17 protein-coding genes are annotated in these 16,106 nt (G+C 35.2%); 3 read left to right on the plus strand and 14 right to left on the minus strand.

Features of this window, described 5'->3' with window-relative positions; all coding sequences use genetic code 11:
• Window positions 1-40: 40 nt before the first annotated feature.
• The 8 genes from ACM6F9_RS11545 to ACM6F9_RS11580 form a co-directional block, all read right to left on the minus strand.
• A complete protein-coding gene (locus ACM6F9_RS11545) occupies window positions 41-460 on the minus strand; it encodes an OsmC family protein (RefSeq protein WP_105702098.1) in 420 nt (139 codons plus the stop codon).
• A gap of 27 nt (window positions 461-487) precedes the next feature.
• Window positions 488-1,810, minus strand: a complete 1,323-nt coding sequence (locus ACM6F9_RS11550; RefSeq protein WP_414845876.1) for a DUF58 domain-containing protein — start codon at window positions 1,808-1,810, stop codon at window positions 488-490.
• Between the two features lie 132 nt (window positions 1,811-1,942).
• Window positions 1,943-2,227: a four helix bundle protein gene (locus tag ACM6F9_RS11555; protein WP_414845877.1), complete on the minus strand. Its 285-nt coding sequence runs from the start codon at window positions 2,225-2,227 to the stop codon at window positions 1,943-1,945.
• A gap of 78 nt (window positions 2,228-2,305) precedes the next feature.
• Window positions 2,306-3,337 (minus strand): AAA family ATPase, encoded by a 1,032-nt coding sequence (locus ACM6F9_RS11560; RefSeq protein ID WP_414845878.1) that lies wholly within the window; start codon window positions 3,335-3,337, stop codon window positions 2,306-2,308.
• Between the two features lie 92 nt (window positions 3,338-3,429).
• Complete coding sequence (locus ACM6F9_RS11565; RefSeq protein ID WP_414845879.1) at window positions 3,430-4,587, minus strand: hypothetical protein; 1,158 nt, start codon at window positions 4,585-4,587, stop codon at window positions 3,430-3,432.
• An 11-nt stretch (window positions 4,588-4,598) separates the two neighbouring features.
• A complete protein-coding gene (locus tag ACM6F9_RS11570) occupies window positions 4,599-5,390 on the minus strand; it encodes a DUF4129 domain-containing protein (protein WP_414845880.1) in 792 nt (263 codons plus the stop codon).
• Window positions 5,383-6,345, minus strand: coding sequence for a DUF4013 domain-containing protein (locus ACM6F9_RS11575; protein ID WP_414845881.1), 963 nt, complete (start codon window positions 6,343-6,345; stop codon window positions 5,383-5,385). The genes ACM6F9_RS11570 and ACM6F9_RS11575 overlap by 8 nt, the downstream gene beginning before the upstream one ends.
• Window positions 6,329-7,312: a stage II sporulation protein M gene (locus ACM6F9_RS11580; protein WP_414845882.1), complete on the minus strand. Its 984-nt coding sequence runs from the start codon at window positions 7,310-7,312 to the stop codon at window positions 6,329-6,331. Before ACM6F9_RS11580 ends, ACM6F9_RS11575 begins: the two co-directional genes overlap by 17 nt.
• A gap of 28 nt (window positions 7,313-7,340) precedes the next feature.
• Here ACM6F9_RS11580 and ACM6F9_RS11585 point away from each other — a divergent pair, with 28 nt between their 5' ends.
• Window positions 7,341-8,090: an RDD family protein gene (locus ACM6F9_RS11585; protein ID WP_414845883.1), complete on the plus strand. Its 750-nt coding sequence runs from the start codon at window positions 7,341-7,343 to the stop codon at window positions 8,088-8,090.
• 192 nt (window positions 8,091-8,282) lie between these two features.
• Entirely contained in the window at window positions 8,283-8,573 is a 291-nt protein-coding gene (locus ACM6F9_RS11590; protein ID WP_414845884.1) for a GNAT family N-acetyltransferase, read from the plus strand.
• On the opposite strand, the gene ACM6F9_RS11595 is transcribed toward ACM6F9_RS11590, so the two are convergent.
• The 5 genes from ACM6F9_RS11595 to smpB all read right to left on the minus strand — a co-directional run bounded on the left by ACM6F9_RS11595 (window position 8,562) and on the right by smpB (window position 13,305).
• Window positions 8,562-9,533 (minus strand): glycosyltransferase family protein, encoded by a 972-nt coding sequence (locus tag ACM6F9_RS11595; RefSeq protein WP_414845885.1) that lies wholly within the window; start codon window positions 9,531-9,533, stop codon window positions 8,562-8,564. The genes ACM6F9_RS11590 and ACM6F9_RS11595 overlap by 12 nt on opposite strands.
• Complete coding sequence (locus ACM6F9_RS11600; RefSeq protein ID WP_414845886.1) at window positions 9,534-10,358, minus strand: UDP-2,3-diacylglucosamine diphosphatase; 825 nt, start codon at window positions 10,356-10,358, stop codon at window positions 9,534-9,536.
• Window positions 10,359-10,415: 57 nt separating this feature from the next.
• Entirely contained in the window at window positions 10,416-11,156 is a 741-nt protein-coding gene (locus tag ACM6F9_RS11605) for a YebC/PmpR family DNA-binding transcriptional regulator (protein ID WP_047422445.1), read from the minus strand.
• A gap of 95 nt (window positions 11,157-11,251) precedes the next feature.
• The gene (locus tag ACM6F9_RS11610; RefSeq protein ID WP_414845887.1) at window positions 11,252-12,769 is read right to left on the minus strand and encodes an OmpA family protein; all 1,518 of its coding nucleotides are present in this window, start codon (window positions 12,767-12,769) and stop codon (window positions 11,252-11,254) included.
• A 77-nt stretch (window positions 12,770-12,846) separates the two neighbouring features.
• A complete protein-coding gene (gene smpB / locus ACM6F9_RS11615; RefSeq protein WP_045501613.1) occupies window positions 12,847-13,305 on the minus strand; it encodes an SsrA-binding protein SmpB in 459 nt (152 codons plus the stop codon).
• A gap of 121 nt (window positions 13,306-13,426) precedes the next feature.
• Between smpB and ACM6F9_RS11620 the strand changes: the two genes are divergently transcribed.
• On the plus strand, window positions 13,427-15,049 hold the full coding sequence (locus ACM6F9_RS11620; protein ID WP_414845888.1) for an ABC-F family ATP-binding cassette domain-containing protein: 1,623 nt from the start codon (window positions 13,427-13,429) through the stop codon (window positions 15,047-15,049).
• A gap of 81 nt (window positions 15,050-15,130) precedes the next feature.
• Here the strand turns inward: ACM6F9_RS11620 and ACM6F9_RS11625 are convergent, their stop codons facing one another.
• Window positions 15,131-15,943: a M48 family metalloprotease gene (locus ACM6F9_RS11625; RefSeq protein ID WP_414845889.1), complete on the minus strand. Its 813-nt coding sequence runs from the start codon at window positions 15,941-15,943 to the stop codon at window positions 15,131-15,133.
• Between the last annotated feature and the right edge of the window lie 163 nt (window positions 15,944-16,106).

Consider the following 16,106-nt stretch of genomic DNA (forward strand, 5'->3'; position numbering starts at 1 on the left):
CCGGATGAATCATCCGGCTTTTTCTATTTTGTATAAGAGATTAAATTTTTTCTCCGTTCACATATACTTCGTATCCGATTTCTACATTCGGTTCTAACGTTTTTGATACAGAACAGTATTTTTCAAAAGAAAGTTCTGCTGCTTTCTGGGCTTTTTTAGGATCAATTTCTCCTTCTAAAAGGAACTTAACGTTAATCGATTTAAAAGGTTTTGCATCATCTACCTGTACTCTTTCTCCTTCTACTTCTGCCTGGAAACTCTTGATTTCCTGGCGTTGCTTTTTCAGAATAGAAACTACATCAATTCCGCTGCATCCAGCCACTGCCATCAGTACACTTTCCATTGGAGAAACTCCTTTTGCTCCCGGTTGGGAAGTATTATCCAAAAGAATAGAATTTCCCTGAGCGTTGGTACATTCAAATAAAAAATCGTCGTTTATTCTGTTAAGTGTAATTTTCATTATTTATTGCTTATTGCTTCTACAAAGTTATAAAATTCCTCTTGCTTTTATCTCCAAATATTTATTGATAACATCAATATTCAAATTTTCCGGAAGCGTATATACTGTATAAATTCCATATTTGCGAAGTTCCTGGATGATCAGTTTCTTTTCAAATTCGAATTTTTCAGCAATGACCTCATCATAAATCTCCTGCATGTTTTCAGGATTTTTGTTGATGAGCGTCTGCAGTTCCGAATTTTTGAAGAATACCACTACCAGCAAATGGTTTTTGGCAATTCCACGAAGATATTTCAGCTGCCGGTTCAATCCATCCAGTGTTTCAAAGTTGGTAAAAAGCAGAATTAAGCTTCTTTGATTGAGGGAATATTTTACATCCTGATACAAACGGTTGAAATCACTTTCAAAGAAATCTGTTTTAATATTATAAAGTGCCTCAGAAATTTTCTTCAGCTGTCCTGATTTGTTATCAGCAGCAATTTTATTTTCAGCTTTTTTAGAAAATGTCATCATTCCGGCTCTGTCTCCTTTTCTTAAAATAATATGAGACAATGCCATCGTTGCATTAATGGAATAATCCAGCAAGCTTAATCCGTTAAAAGGCATTTTCATAGTTCTTCCTTTATCAATCAGCATAAAAATACGCTGTGATTTTTCATCCTGAAACTGGTTTACCATCAAACGGTTGGTCTTGGAAGTCGCTTTCCAGTTGATTGTTCTGATATCATCTCCAGGTACATATTCTTTGATCTGCTCAAATTCCATGGTGTGTCCAAGCTTTCTTACTCTCTTGATTCCACCTAATAAAAATTCACTCTGAATGGCCATCAGCTCATATTTTCTGAGGTGAATAAAAGACGGATAAGCAGGCAACATAGCATCTTTCTGGAAAATAAATCTTTTTGAGATTAATCCTATTGGTGATGATGCATAGACATTCAAACCTCCAAAATGATATTCTCCTCTTTCTTTAGGCTCTAATGTGTATTGAAAAAAGGTGTTCGCTCCTGAAGCAATCTTCTTTTCGATCAAAAAATCTCTTTTCTGAAACTGGAACGGAATTTCATCAATAATCTTAGTGTCTATGGTAAAGCTGTAATTATTTTTAATATCAATTTTTACAAAATTCTCATCTCCATTGGAGAGTTTTTCCGGCAGAATCCTTTGAACCTGTAATGCATTCTTCTGATTAAAAAGCAACAGAAAATCTACCATTGCTGCAAGAAAACAAATCAGGAGTACGATATGGGCTGCCCACATCAGCACCGGAAAGAAAAATGCCAGGACATACAGAATCCCCACTCCGATGAGTGTAAAAAAGAAACGTGTATTGATGTATAAGTTTTTCATTGGTTAGGTGGCAGGTTGCAGATGTTGGGTTTTAGGTGGTCGTTTATTAGCTTTTTTACAATCATTATTATTGTAGAGAATTAATAAGTCCGTTCAACATTTTGGATATTTCTATAATTTCCTGATTTAGTTTTAAATAATCACCCTCACTAAAAAACCGAGATTTTTTGAAATGATTAATTGTGTTTCTACTTCTGCACAACTGCCTCTTGCTATTTTTAAAAATTGTAGATAATCAGGCTTGCTTCGTCTCGAGTTTCCCTCAGCAATGTTAGAAGGGATAGAAACAGCAGCTCTTCTGATTTGTGATATTAATCCGTAGATTTCGGCTTTAGGAAAAGTTTCGGTAATCCTATACATTTCAGTAACAAAATCAATAGACTTCTGCCAAACTAAAAGCTCTTTAAAATTTGCCATATATAATATTTTGCATTAGATTAACTTAGAACTGTCCATTAACTGCTACCTTCTACCTATCATCTACTACCTATTAGCCTATCTCGGTATTTCTATTCCTTCTAAAATCTGACGGATAATTTCATCTGCGGTAAGACCTTCCATTTCTCGTTCCGGAGATACGATTACTCTGTGCCTTAAAACAGCATAACTTGCTTCTTTAATATCTTCAGGAGTTACAAAATCTCTTCCTCTTAATGCTGCAAATGCTTTTGACGCTGTAAGAAGCGCCAGTGAAGCTCTTGGAGAAGCTCCCAGATATAAGAATTGATTTTCTCTGGTATTGATGATAATTTTAGCAATATATTCCATCAGTTGGGCTTCCACAATGATTTCTTTTACCAGCTGCTGGTAGTTTTTCAACTGTCCGGCTGTGATAACCCTGTTTACACCTTCTGTTTTATCTTCTTTTTTACTCTCGTGCTGATTTTTAATGATCGCAATTTCCTGTTCAAGATTAGGATATCCTACATTAATTTTGAATAGAAAACGGTCCAGCTGAGCTTCCGGAAGTCGGTATGTGCCTTCATGTTCAATTGGGTTTTGTGTAGCAATAACCAAGAAAGGTTCTTCCAAAACATAACGTGTCCCGTCCATTGTGATCTGTCTTTCTTCCATTACTTCAAATAATGCAGACTGTGTTTTTGCCGGCGATCTGTTGATCTCATCAATCAGGATGAAATTGGAGAAAATAGGTCCTTTTTTAAATTCAAATTCTGAATTTTTCACATTGAAGATGGATGTTCCCAGAATATCTGAAGGCATCAGATCCGGTGTAAACTGGATTCTGCTGAAACCTACGTCAATCGTTTTGGCTAATAATTTTGCTGTAATTGTTTTTGCTACTCCCGGTACCCCTTCAATAAGAACATGCCCGTTTGAAAGTAGTGCGGCCAAAAGGTGTTCAATCATCTTCTCCTGCCCTACAATTACTTTTCCGATCTCAGATTTTACTTTCTCTAAGCTTGCACGAAGTTCAATCATATCGATTCTCGACTGAAACTGTTCTTCCTGTTTATTAAGATTGATAGAGCTTTCGTTTTCTATATTGGGGTTGTCAAAATTTTCCATAGTAAAATTTAATTTACGATCTCACAATGTAATCATTATATTCTTTCATTGAGACTACATCATTATCATGGATCGAGTTTCACATTGTTATATTATTTAAGTATTTCATCAAGGAGCTTATTGATCCTTGTAAGGTCTTCCTTCATTACACTGGCGTAAGGGTCCTGAGCTTTTTTAATAAGCAATATTGCTTCACCGATCATTTCCACTGGTTTTCCAGTTTTCAGTTGTAATTTTTTTGCAAATTCTTCGTCTAAATTCTGAGTGTCTATCAACAAATCCATTCTCACTTTGTTCAGAAAATACTGGGCTTTTTTTGCCATCATATCATGAAAATCACCTTCCTGAAGATACAGATTTCCAATGCTTTTCACAAAATCCAGGGAAGTATTTCGTAAGGGCTCTTCTACAGGTACTATTCTCTGTTTTCTTTTTGCATTAAAGAAAATGAAAAGGATAAATCCACCCAAAAATACCCACCAGGCATATTTTAAAGCCGGATTCGACAATACGAATCTCATAAAGAAACGGGATGCAGAACTTTTGTTGGATACAAACCAAAGCGTTTCCCTATCCTGCAAATATGAAAACACATCCTGAGCGTACTTTACATTTCCCGGTTTTAGAAGATAATAATTGGTTAGAAAAAGAGGTTCGGTGTGAGCATAAATATGCCCTTTCCCAAATTTCACTTTAATAAAGTTCGTCTGATCTGTATTCTTTCTCTCTACTGTTTTTCCAAGTACTTCTACTTTAGGTTTGATAAATGAAAATCCTCTGCCAGATGGAAATTTATCCAGTTTTATAAAATCATTCTGAAATTTTTTATCCGTAAGTTTCAGGACATTTTCTTCTTCAAAAGAGATTTCAGAATCATAATATCCAATACTGTCTGAGACTTCTTTAGGCATACGGGTTACCATCAGCATTGCATCTGAACCTTCAGATACCTGAGTCAGAATTTTATTCCAGGATTCTCTGTCAATATCATTTTCAATAACTACAATATTGTGTGCGGTCTTTTTATGCTGACCGTAATATTCGTAAGGTGCCTGTTCAATTTTCTTCAGCTTATTTTTAAAAAGATCTTTAGCTTCATTATTAAAAACAAACAACCCGAACGGAGACTTCTCATTGAGATCAAAATTCCTCCGCCAGTCTGTCGTTTCTTTTTTGTTAACTTCAAGCAACGCCAAAATAATCATCACGATGATGAAAATTACAGCATATGTTTTGAAAGTTTTATTCATGGTTACTATGGTTATGGTTTAAATGCCTGATACTGGTTTTTAAATTTCTGGTAGCTTTCTTCTTCAATATTGAATTCTCCGTACCAGACATAATCAAAGATATAGGACAAATTAGAGAAGTCATTTTTAAGATGAGGAGCTTTGAGCTCTGCAGCATAGTCTTTATTTGTTTTTTCCGGATTCCAGTTGATCAGTTTTTTGTCACTCAGTTTTTTCAGAACAAACAGGAATTGGTAACGAACTGCTGAACGGTAATCTCCAGCATGTTCAAATTTCGCAATACTTTCCGGAAAATTGATTTCATGGATATTCTCATGAAGTTCCTGTACATTGAGATCCAGCTTTTTATTCTTTTTACCAAAAATAAAATTACCATCTTTTCCCATGATGTATTTAATGATGAAATAAAGTAGAAATCCTACAAGAAGAATCGCAAACAGACGAATAAGGACAGTGGCAAATTCTCCCGACTTACTGAGCGTAGTTTCACCAAAAATGCTCTGTATTATCTGATCCAGTTTTCGCATCAGCTTCTGAAAGAAAGATTCTCTCGGTTTTGATACAGAATAATCAAATTCATTTCCTTTATATCTGGACGGAATGTTTTCTTTGAATGTTTTAGGATAAACCTCATTTTCCGAGACCGGATTTTTCATCAGTACAGAATCTGCACGCAGCATATTTCTGTAATGCCCGGTGTTATACAATGAATCTACCAGATCATCGGAATCAGTATTGTCATCCTGAGCATGAACCAGCCCAAGAGAGAAAAAAAGCAGTATGAAAAAAATAATTTTATTCATTGATTCCAATCGTATCTATTTCTGCCAGTTCTACTTTCTGATGAAGATCTGTTCTGCTGTCGTAATACATCAGTCCTGCATTCACATACATCAGGTTTGAAAGAAAAAATGAAAGCAGCATCGAAATTCCATACAATACAAAAAACAGGATTCCCGCAGTTCCGGTAAAAGGATTTTGCTCAAAATTTCCGTCTGGTGTAGAAGTAAGAAGTGATCCGTAAAAAAACATCATCGGGATAAATGTGAATATGGATGTTATCATATAAATAATAATAAACATCACAAATGCAGATCCCCAATATTTCCAGTATGGTGATTTTTCACTTCCATTCGGGTAAGAAAACTGAGAACGTAAAGCATAGCTCAAGCTTCCCCAGAAACCTCTGTCTGAATTAAAATAATCATACATCAGAAAGGTAGTAAAATTAAATATCGTCGGGTAAAGAAGCAGAATCAAAAACAATCCGATAATAATAAAAATCAGGATATAAGAAAATCCTACCACAAATAAAATTGCCGGGGTAACAATGAAGATCATCCCAAGACACAGCTTACCGATTCTTCCGGCATTGTTTTTAAAGTCATTTAGAATTTCATCCGCCTTTATCTTTTCTGCTCCCTGCGCTATTCTTTTTAAATAAAAAACAGGATACAGGTAATTGACAATCATCAGAATCATGAAAAGCAGGAATGTCAATAATCCCACAGTAATCAGCATTCCGGAATTTTCTGAAAAATATTGTTCAAAATAATACGTTTCGCCTCCAAGATTAGATCCGAATATCTGTGAAAAGAGTTCTTTATACCCGAAAATCACCACAGTAACCATTAAGATCAAAAGCAAACCGTTGATCAGAATATAGTTTTTGAAATAATTCTTTCCGTATAATTTGAAAAAATTGAAACTGTCACTGATGAAAGTTCCAAAATCTCTTTTTTTATAAAATTGTATCATGGATGTGTTTATTAGTTTTTTTGTAGACAACTGACGGATATACAAAATAGTAGAATCCTATGATGGCCAATGAGCCCAAAATGATGATCAGGTTCAGAAACAAAGGCATTTTCAAAGCATGTCTTGTAACGTAACCTTCTATAATCCCTGCACAAATAGTGAAAGGAACCGTACTTAAAAATATTTTAAATGAATCTTTAAATCCTTTTTTAAAAGAATTGAACCTTGAAAAAGTTCTCGGGAATAAAATAGAAGCTCCCAGAATCAATCCGCACATGGCTTCCACCACCATGGCAAAAATTTCAAAAACTCCGTGAAGCCAAATTCCTCTTGCACTGTCTTTCAATGCTCCGTAATCATAGAAAAAATACTGAAAAGCTCCCAGCATTACACTATTGGAAAGTAGCGCAAACAAAGTTCCCACCCCTCCGGCAATTCCGTAAATATATAATTTTGCTCCAACCTGAATATTATTAAAAATAATTCCGATCGTGCTCCCCCACGTGCTTCCACTCTGATAAACTCCTACAGCATTATTATTTTTGATATTTTCAACGGTTTCATTCACATACCCTTCACCCAGAATAATGTTCACAAAGTCTTTATCATAGATTGCAGAAAGCACTCCTATTGAAGTAAATAAAATGAAAAAGAGAAATGCATACATCAGATATCTCCTGTAATGATACATCAGCAATGGAACTTCTGTTTTGAAAAAATAAACCAGCCTGTTCTCCTCTACCCTTTTTGTTTTATAGATCTTCTGAAAAATCTGGGCAGATAAATGATTCAGATAAACGGTAGTGTTACTTTTGGGATAATAAGTCTGGGCAAAAGAAAGATCGTTGATCAGGTTTATATACAATGAAGACAGGTCATCAGGATTTTTTTTAATTTTCCCTTGAATAACCTGTTCGATTCCCAACCATTTTTCTTTATTTTGTTTAATGAAATAAACTTCTCTCATAATTATTAAGGCTAAAATAATAAAAAATATGTCTCAAATTGCGATAAATACCTCACAAAATGTAAATATTAACTTTAATATTGCAGGCGTAGGAGAAAGGATGCTTGCCTTCATTATTGATCTTCTGATCAGGATTGCTTATGTGGTGATTGTCCTGTATTTATTCTTCAATATTTTTGATTTGGGATACATCTTAAATGGTCTTGACGACTGGTCCATAAGAGCAGTATATCTTATTCTTACCTTTCCCATCTATATTTATCCTCTTGTTTTAGAAAGCCTGATGGAAGGACAGACTCCCGGTAAAAAACTGATGAAAATAAAAGTGGTAAAAATTGATGGTTACCAAGCCAGTTTCGCAGATTATATGATCCGATGGGTTTTCAGAATTGTAGATGTTTCTTTTGCCGGTGTGATAGGACTTATTTCTATGATTGTTTCTAAAAATAACCAACGTCTTGGCGATATTGCTTCCGGAACGGCTGTAATTTCTCTGAAAAACAACATTAATATCTCTCATACAATTCTGGAAAATATTCATGAAAACTATGTTCCTTCTTTCCCTCAGGTGATTGCTTTGAGTGATAATGATATGAGGATCATCAAAGATAATTATACCAAAGCTCTAAAAGTAGATGACCGCCAGATCATCAATAAACTAGCTAATAAAATCAAAAGCATTCTGAAACTGGAAATAGATGCTACTAAAATGACGGAAAGACAGTTCATCAATGTAATTATTAAAGATTACAACTACTACACGGGAAAAGACAATTAGGAGAGTCATCGTCAATTTTGTTTCGCAAGTGAATGGTCAATTTAAAAACGTTGAAAATTAACAACTAAGCACATCCATTATTGCTTATTGCTTATTGCTTATTGCTTATTGCTTATTGCTTATTGCTTATTGCTTATTGCTTATGCAAAGCTCGGTGCAATTTTTGTATATTTATCATTAAAGTCCTGAATCATGAAATTTGAAAACAATAAATCCGGAAACGGCGGTGTTCTTACTTTAAATAATGAAACAGAAGAAGTAGGAAGACTTACGTATACTATTTTCCCGGAAGATCATAAATTCATTATCTCTTTTGTATTGGTACACCCGGAATTTGAAGGTAGAGGAATGGGAAAATTTTTAGTAGAAGAAGCCATCAAATTCGCCAGAGAAAACAATTGGAAAGTATACCCGCATTGTTCCTATGCCAGATCTGTGATGATGAGAATGAGTGATGTGGACGATATTTTTTTAAAGAATTAAAACTTCTTTTACCAGGATATCTTCAATATCATCCGGATAATCTACTTTAAGATGATGGTCTGAAGCTACCCATTCCATAATTTCCTGAAGATTTAAAACCTTGGAATTGGGGATTCCCATTTTGTCAAGAGCACATGCATTGCATTCCTGCTCATATTGGTTGTGGATAGGAATGACAAATAGTTTTTTGTCCATAAACAATGCTTCTGCCGGGCTCTCAAAACCGGCGTTGCATAAAATACCTTCACAGCCTTCAAAATATTTCAGGTACTGGCTTTCATCAATAGGAAACACTTCTACGTTTTTTACTTTCACCTGTACTTTACTGTATTTTGAGAATACTTTCCATTCCACAGGAATTTTTCTTAGAACCTTGATAATATTCTCATCCGCAAAACTGGGAAGATAGACAAGATAATATCCCTGTTTGTAAGGATTAAGATTTCTTATCTTTCTTCTGATTACAGGTTTCTTGATCTGTGGATGATAATTTTCAAAATGAAACCCTATTTTTCTCTCGCTGGGAACATAGTATTTTAAAATCATTTCTCCGAGAAAGTCTTTTTTCTTGGGTTTTGGAGTTTCCGCAAAACTCATAGAAGCCTGGTGGCTGAGTTCTATCATCGGAAGTTTTTTCAGTTTGGAGGCCCAACCTGTCAAAGGCTCATAATCATTGATGATTAAATCATATTGGGAAAGTTCCAGTTCTCTGATTGTTTTGGCTGCTTCAATGAATTTATTTTCTGTAAACGTTTTTCGGTAGGATAAACCGCCTGTTTTGTTATAAAGAAGAGAAATGCCTCTATACTTGAAATCAATATCAAAATCAGCCTTTAATTGCGATTGATGCCCACTGATCAATGTATCAACAGATGCATATTTTTTAAGAAGAGGAATAATTTCCTGTGCTCTGGCAACATGCCCGTTTCCAGTACCCTGAAATGCATACAAAATCTTCATCTAGGAAAAGTTGGTTACAATTTTTAAAAGAGCAGAATTATCCATTTCCGGGATTTCTTCCACTTCATCATCTTTCAGTAAGTGTTTATGTTCATCATAATAAAAAATCTTCCATTCCTTATCATGATATTCTAAAGCAGACAGGTTTTCAATCCAGTCACCGGAATTCAAATAAGTACAGGATCCTTTTTTATTGACCACCTCACGAATCTGTGGCTGATGGATATGCCCACACACCACATAATCATATTGATTGTCAATGGCCAGTTCAGACGCTGTAAGTTCAAAATCTCCGATATACTTGACTGCTTTTTTCACATTGTTTTTAATCTTTTTTGAAAACGAGTATTTTTCTTTACCCATTTTTTCCAAGAACCAATTTACAACATTATTGATAATAATAAGGAGATCATACCCTTTTCCGCCTAGTTTGGCGATCCATTTGGAATGCTGGACGGATGCATCGAAAACATCACCGTGAAATATCCATGCTTTTTTCTGATCGATAGTCAGACAGACTTTATTACAGACTTTAAGTTTTCCCAGCTCAAAATCTGTGAACTTACGGAACATTTCATCATGATTGCCCGTAATATAATAGACATCTGTGTTCTTTGTGGCTAATGAAAGAATCTTTCTGATTACTTTCAAATGAGGTTTAGGGAAGTAAGACTTTTTAAACTGCCAGATATCAATAATATCGCCATTTAAAACTAAAGTTTTAGGCTGGATAGAATTGAGATATCTCAACAATTCTTTAGCCTTACATCCATAAGTTCCCAAATGAACATCCGATATAACAACTAATTCAACGTTTCTTTTCATAGTTTTGTACAAAGAAACTAATTGAAAATTAACTGTATATGAATGCTATATTATTTTTTATAAAGAGTCCATCAGCTCTTCTGTGATTTCCATGTTGTGATAAACGTTTTGAACGTCATCATCCTCTTCAAAACGCTCAAGCATTTTCATATTAGCTTTAAACTGTTCTGCGTTTACTTCTTTTGTATTGTTTGGAATTCTTTGAAGTTCTGCACTTTTAGCTTCAATTCCAAGATCATCCAATTTGTGAGATAAAGAACCGAAATCTTCAAAAGCAGTTGTAATCATTACTTCTTCTTCATCTTTTTCTACATCTTCTGCACCTCCATCAATCATTTCCATTTCGAAATCATCCCAATCCATTTTGATCTGAGCCAAATCAATGGTGAAAATTCCTTTTCTATCGAAGATAAATGCTAACTCACCATTTTTACCAAGATTACCGTCAAACTTGTTAAAAACAGCTCTTACGTTCGCTACAGTTCTTGTCGTATTGTTTGTAGTACATTCTACAAAGAATGCAACGCCACCTTGTCCGTAACCTTCATAAGTGATTTCTTCATAGTTTTCTGCATCTGCACCACTCGCTTTCTTAATAGCTCTTTCAACATTATCTTTAGGCATGTTTGCCCCTTTCGCGTTTTGGATACATCTTCTCAACGCAGGATTAGCTTCTGGATCTGTTCCTCCAGCTTTTACAGCTAGTGCAATATCCTTTCCTATTTTGGAGAATGTTTTGGCCATTTTATCCCATCTGGCCATTTTAGAAGCTTTTCTATATTCAAATGCTCTTCCCATTTTAATTTTTAAATTTCCAGCAAAATTACTCAAAAGTCAACAAAAAAAAAATACCTCCAATAAAATTGGAGGTATTCATTATTTAGAAAAATTAATTATTTTTTCTTTTTAGCAGCAGCTTTTTTCTTAGCTGGAGCTTTTTTAGTAGCTTTCTTAGTAGCCTTTTTAACTGGCTTAGCTACAGTTAAGTCATTTTTCTTGTAAGTTTCCCACTCAGAACCTGAGATAGCTCTTACAATAACTTTTCTGTCTTGTTGTCTATCTGCATCCGATGCAGTTGCAGGAACAGTAGCTTCCTGAGAACCGATACCGATAGATTTCAATGTTGAAGGGTTTACACCTCTAGCTTCTAAAGCACCTACTACAGAAGCAGCTCTTTCTTTAGAAAGTTTCAAGTTGTAAGCAGCAGCACCTTTAGCATCTGTCATACCTACTACTACAAAGTTCTCAGCTGGAGCATCTTTGATGATTTTAGCAGCGTTGTCTAATTTTTCGTTAGACTGAGGTCTGATTGTAGCTTTGTTGAAGTCGAATAAGATATCTTTCAATTCTTTAGTTACTGCAACATAAGTAGGATCTTTTGGCTTAGGACATCCGTTGTATTCAGGAAGACCTGGAACAGTAGGACAAGCATCATCTTTATCTAAGATACCGTCACCGTCTGTATCTGGCCAAGGACAACCGTTGTTTTCAGCAGGACCTGCTACTGTAGGACAAGCGTCATCTTTGTCGATTACACCGTCACCGTCAGTATCTGGCCAAGGGCATCCGTTGTTTTCAACTGGACCAGCCACTTCTGGACATTGATCGTCTTTATCTGGAACTCCGTCACCGTCAGTATCAGGACATCCTTGGAATTCTGGTAAACCTGGTGTATCTGGACAAAGGTCATCTTTATCTAGGATACCATCCTTATCTCTATCTCTGTTTCCAAATCTGAATAAGATAGAAGCAGAAGCTTGCCAAAAGTTAGCAACTGTAGATTTATCACCTGGAGTTGATACATAATCTCCTTGAACACCAAGACCGAAGTTCTTAGTTACCCAGAAGTTAGCACCAGCACCTGTAGCTACTGTAAAGTGGTTAGCTTTACCGTTTTCGTTACCATCCTTACCATTAGTTACGTTTTCGATTGGATTACCGTTAGCGTCAACAGATGTTCTTGGGAAAGTAAGAGCTGTATAGTCGTGTCTTAAATAGTTAGCACCAACTCTTAAATATGGATCAAACCAAGATTCTTCGTTCCATAAAAGACCTGCAGCGTGAGCCTGGAAACCTAGACCTGTCATTAAGAAAAATTCTTTCCCCATGTTGAATCTTTTGTTTTCAACATTTCCAACAGAAGTCTGCCAGTCAATTACCAAACCTTTACCAACGTTTCTAGCAACTGTTAGCTTAGATAATGGAGGCGTAATAGAGAAATTGTTCACATTGAACATACTCTTTGTCAAATTGTTAGCAGAGAACGTATTACCGAAGCTTGAACGTGCTGCTACATGATTTTCTGCATGAGCACCAACTCCGATTAACCACGGATTGTTGGTAGTCTGTGCGAAAACAGTAGAGGCAACAGTAAGCGCCAATGCTGAAATTCCTAATTTTAGATTTTTCATAGAATTAAATGATTAAATAATTGATAATGCAAAATAAATATAATTTTTCTTTATATACAAAGTTTTTCAAATGATTTTTAACTTTTCTTTAATATTCTGTCCAGGTTCCGTTTATTTTCTCTATCTTTTATCGCCTCTCTTTTATCGAAAAGCTTTTTCCCTCTACCCAGCGCTATCAGCACTTTTGCTTTACCTCGGTCAGTGATATATAATTTTAAAGGTATTATGGTGTTCCCAGCATCCTTTAACTTTTTTTCAAGTTTTTGCAATTCTTTTTTGTGCAAGAGCAATTTCCGTTCCCTTTTTGTTTTATGATTGTAAAAAGTTCCTAATTTATACTCATCAATCATCATGTTAATGATGTATAATTCCCCATCAATAAACTGACAGAAGGATTCTGTGATGGATGCTTTGGAAGAACGTAAAGATTTTATTTCTGTACCCGTCAAAACCATTCCGGCTTCGTATTCTTCCAGAATTTCATATTCAAAACGGGCTCTTCTGTTTAATATGCTAACTGTTTTTTCAATCTTCATCATTTTAAAATTTCGTTAATGAAATATATAAAAAATACCATACATTTAAAAACTTGACTATTATATTATTACAGAATACCCAAATTCTTTTCGTATTTTTGCGCCAAATTTACAAAACTATATGTTAACAGTATCTAACTTATCTTTACAATTCGGGAAAAGAATTCTTTTTGACGAGGTAAATATTATGTTTACCAAAGGAAACTGCTACGGGATCATCGGAGCAAACGGTGCGGGAAAGTCTACATTCCTGAAAATATTAACAGGAAAGCAGGATCCTACAACAGGGCATGTATCTCTGGAACCAGGGAAAAGAATGTCAGTTTTGGAGCAGGATCACTTTGCTTTTGATCAGTATACTGTTCTTGAAGCGGTTTTGAGAGGTAACAAGAAATTATTTGAGATAAAAGAGGAAATGGATGCGTTATACGCAAAAGAAGATTTCTCTGATGAAGACGGAATTAAGGCCGGCGAACTAGGTGTAATTTATGATGAAATGGGAGGTTGGACTGCTGAATCTGATGCACAAACCATGCTTTCAAACGTTGGAATAAAAGATGATATGCACTGGCAAATGATGAGTGAACTTGAGAATAAGGACAAAGTAAAGGTTCTTTTGGCTCAGGCACTTTTCGGAAACCCTGATGTATTGATTCTGGATGAGCCTACCAACGACCTTGATATTGATACCATCTCATGGTTGGAGGATTTCCTTGCAGACTATGAAAACACCGTAATTGTTGTATCTCACGACCGTCACTTCCTGGATACGGTTTGTACGCATATTGGTGACTTGGATTATGCTAAACTAAACCTTTATACTGGTAACTACTCTTTCTGGTATCAGGCTTCTCAATTGGCAACAAGACAAAGAGCTCAGGCAAACAAGAAAGCTGAAGAGAAGAAAAAAGAACTTCAGGACTTTATCGCAAGATTCAGCTCTAACGTTGCTAAGGCAAAACAGGCTACTGCAAGAAAGAAAATGATCGACAAATTAAATATTGACGATATCAAGCCTTCTTCAAGAAGATACCCTGCTATTATTTTCGAAATGGAAAGAGAAGTAGGAGATCAGATTTTAGATGTAAAAGGTCTTGAAAAAACGAAAGACGGAGAATTATTATTCTCAAATATCGACCTTAACCTTAAAAAAGGTGATAAAGTAGCTATCCTTTCTAAAAACTCTTTGGCAATTACAGAGTTTTTTGAAATTCTAGCAGGGAATGTTGAAGCAGACAAAGGAAATGTAGCTTGGGGAGTTACTACAAACCAATCTCACATGCCTTTAGACAATACAAGTTTCTTCCAGGAAGATCTTAGTTTAGTTGATTGGTTAAGACAATTCACTAAAAACGACGAAGAGCGTCACGAAGAATTCATGAGAGGATTCTTAGGAAGAATGCTATTCTCAGGAGATGAAGCTTTAAAATCTTGTAAAGTACTTTCCGGAGGTGAAAAAATGAGATGTATGTTCAGTAGAATGATGCTTCAGAAAGCTAACGTTCTTTTATTAGATGAACCTACCAACCACTTAGACCTTGAAAGTATCACAACTTTGAACAACTCTTTATCTAACTTCAAAGGAAATCTTTTACTGGCATCTCATGACCACGAAATGCTTTCAACAGTCTGTAACAGAATCATTGAACTGACTCCTACCGGAATCATTGACAGAGAAATGACTTATGACGAATACCTTGCTGATAAAAAGGTAAAAGAATTAAGAGAAAAAATGTATTCATAATCTGAACAACATTAAAATCTATATAAAAATACCTCAAAGCGTTGCTTTGAGGTATTTTCGTTTAAACAATAAATAAAATAATTATTTCGTTAATTTCGCTGTAGGCAAAGAAACAGTTCCCGGATCTTTCCATAAACCATCTTTCTCTGCTCTCTTTTTGATAGATTCTGCTCTTTTATTACTATCCGGATGAGAATTGAACATTTTCTCAAAATTAGTCTGGGTACTTCCCTCTGAAAGTAAAGCTAATTTTTTGAAGGCTGTATAAGCTCCTACCACATCATATTTATTGGCTTTCATGAAGTCATAGGAATAAGTATCTGCTTCCGACTCCTGTTTTTTACTGTGCGAAGCATCCAAAAATGCATTCGCCATTTTCCCAACCTGGCTCTCATTAAGGGTAGCTACGGCAGAAGAAGCTGATGATGCCGCATCTAATGCAGCAGCTTTCAGATAAGCCGATTTCATAGCATCTTTGGTATCCTGATTTTTCACGTGCCCAATTTCATGTCCAATAACTGCAAGCAATTCATTATCTGTCATAACATCCATCAGAGAAGAGAATACACGTACACTTCCGTCCGCACAGGCAAACGCATTAATGTCTTTTACTTTGTAAACTTTATAATTCAAATTCAACCCGTCCTGAGATTTGTGTTTTCCAAACAATTTGTTCAGTCTCACGGTATACGGATCTTTAGGGCCTGCTACAGCATTATTTTTGTCCATCCAATCAACTGATTCTTTGGATAATTTAACAGCATCTTCGTTGGTAAATGTTAGGGCTTTTGCACCATTTGAAACCATTCCGGCTGCTTTTCCGAGATTAATTTTCTGTGCATTGATCGAATACATAGCCCCCAATAACATAAGGCTTAAAGTAATTTTTTTCATAATTATTTAAAATTTGGAGCACGAAGATAACTTTTTTAACAATTATAAAGTCAAAAATTCTCCAAAATCTTTTCTGAATAGTATTTTTATTCTAGACAAAATGATCATAAAAAAACTTAAAAAGTAGAATTTGAATGAATACATTACTCCTGTAAAGATAGCC

Origin of the sequence: Chryseobacterium sp. IT-36CA2, assembly GCF_949767875.1 — a bacterium.
In the GTDB taxonomy this organism is placed as follows: Bacteria; Bacteroidota; Bacteroidia; order Flavobacteriales; family Weeksellaceae; genus Chryseobacterium.

Excerpts from the sequence above, each read along its gene's own strand:
- ACM6F9_RS11605 (WP_047422445.1), bottom strand. The coding sequence starts at position 11,156 with ATGGGAAGAGCATTTGAATATAGAAAAGCTTCTAAAATGGCCAGATGG.
- ACM6F9_RS11580 (WP_414845882.1), bottom strand. The coding sequence starts at position 7,312 with ATGAGAGAAGTTTATTTCATTAAACAAAATAAAGAAAAATGGTTGGGA.
- ACM6F9_RS11610 (WP_414845887.1), bottom strand. The coding sequence starts at position 12,769 with ATGAAAAATCTAAAATTAGGAATTTCAGCATTGGCGCTTACTGTTGCC.
- ACM6F9_RS11600 (WP_414845886.1), bottom strand. The coding sequence starts at position 10,358 with ATGAAAAGAAACGTTGAATTAGTTGTTATATCGGATGTTCATTTGGGA.
- ACM6F9_RS11595 (WP_414845885.1), bottom strand. The coding sequence starts at position 9,533 with ATGAAGATTTTGTATGCATTTCAGGGTACTGGAAACGGGCATGTTGCC.
- ACM6F9_RS11620 (WP_414845888.1), top strand. The coding sequence starts at position 13,427 with ATGTTAACAGTATCTAACTTATCTTTACAATTCGGGAAAAGAATTCTT.
- ACM6F9_RS11570 (WP_414845880.1), bottom strand. The coding sequence starts at position 5,390 with ATGAATAAAATTATTTTTTTCATACTGCTTTTTTTCTCTCTTGGGCTG.
- ACM6F9_RS11585 (WP_414845883.1), top strand. The coding sequence starts at position 7,341 with ATGTCTCAAATTGCGATAAATACCTCACAAAATGTAAATATTAACTTT.
- ACM6F9_RS11575 (WP_414845881.1), bottom strand. The coding sequence starts at position 6,345 with ATGATACAATTTTATAAAAAAAGAGATTTTGGAACTTTCATCAGTGAC.
- ACM6F9_RS11590 (WP_414845884.1), top strand. The coding sequence starts at position 8,283 with ATGAAATTTGAAAACAATAAATCCGGAAACGGCGGTGTTCTTACTTTA.
- ACM6F9_RS11625 (WP_414845889.1), bottom strand. The coding sequence starts at position 15,943 with ATGAAAAAAATTACTTTAAGCCTTATGTTATTGGGGGCTATGTATTCG.
- ACM6F9_RS11550 (WP_414845876.1), bottom strand. The coding sequence starts at position 1,810 with ATGAAAAACTTATACATCAATACACGTTTCTTTTTTACACTCATCGGA.
- ACM6F9_RS11545 (WP_105702098.1), bottom strand. The coding sequence starts at position 460 with ATGAAAATTACACTTAACAGAATAAACGACGATTTTTTATTTGAATGT.
- ACM6F9_RS11565 (WP_414845879.1), bottom strand. The coding sequence starts at position 4,587 with ATGAATAAAACTTTCAAAACATATGCTGTAATTTTCATCATCGTGATG.
- smpB (WP_045501613.1), bottom strand. The coding sequence starts at position 13,305 with ATGAAGATTGAAAAAACAGTTAGCATATTAAACAGAAGAGCCCGTTTT.
- ACM6F9_RS11560 (WP_414845878.1), bottom strand. The coding sequence starts at position 3,337 with ATGGAAAATTTTGACAACCCCAATATAGAAAACGAAAGCTCTATCAAT.
- ACM6F9_RS11555 (WP_414845877.1), bottom strand. The coding sequence starts at position 2,227 with ATGGCAAATTTTAAAGAGCTTTTAGTTTGGCAGAAGTCTATTGATTTT.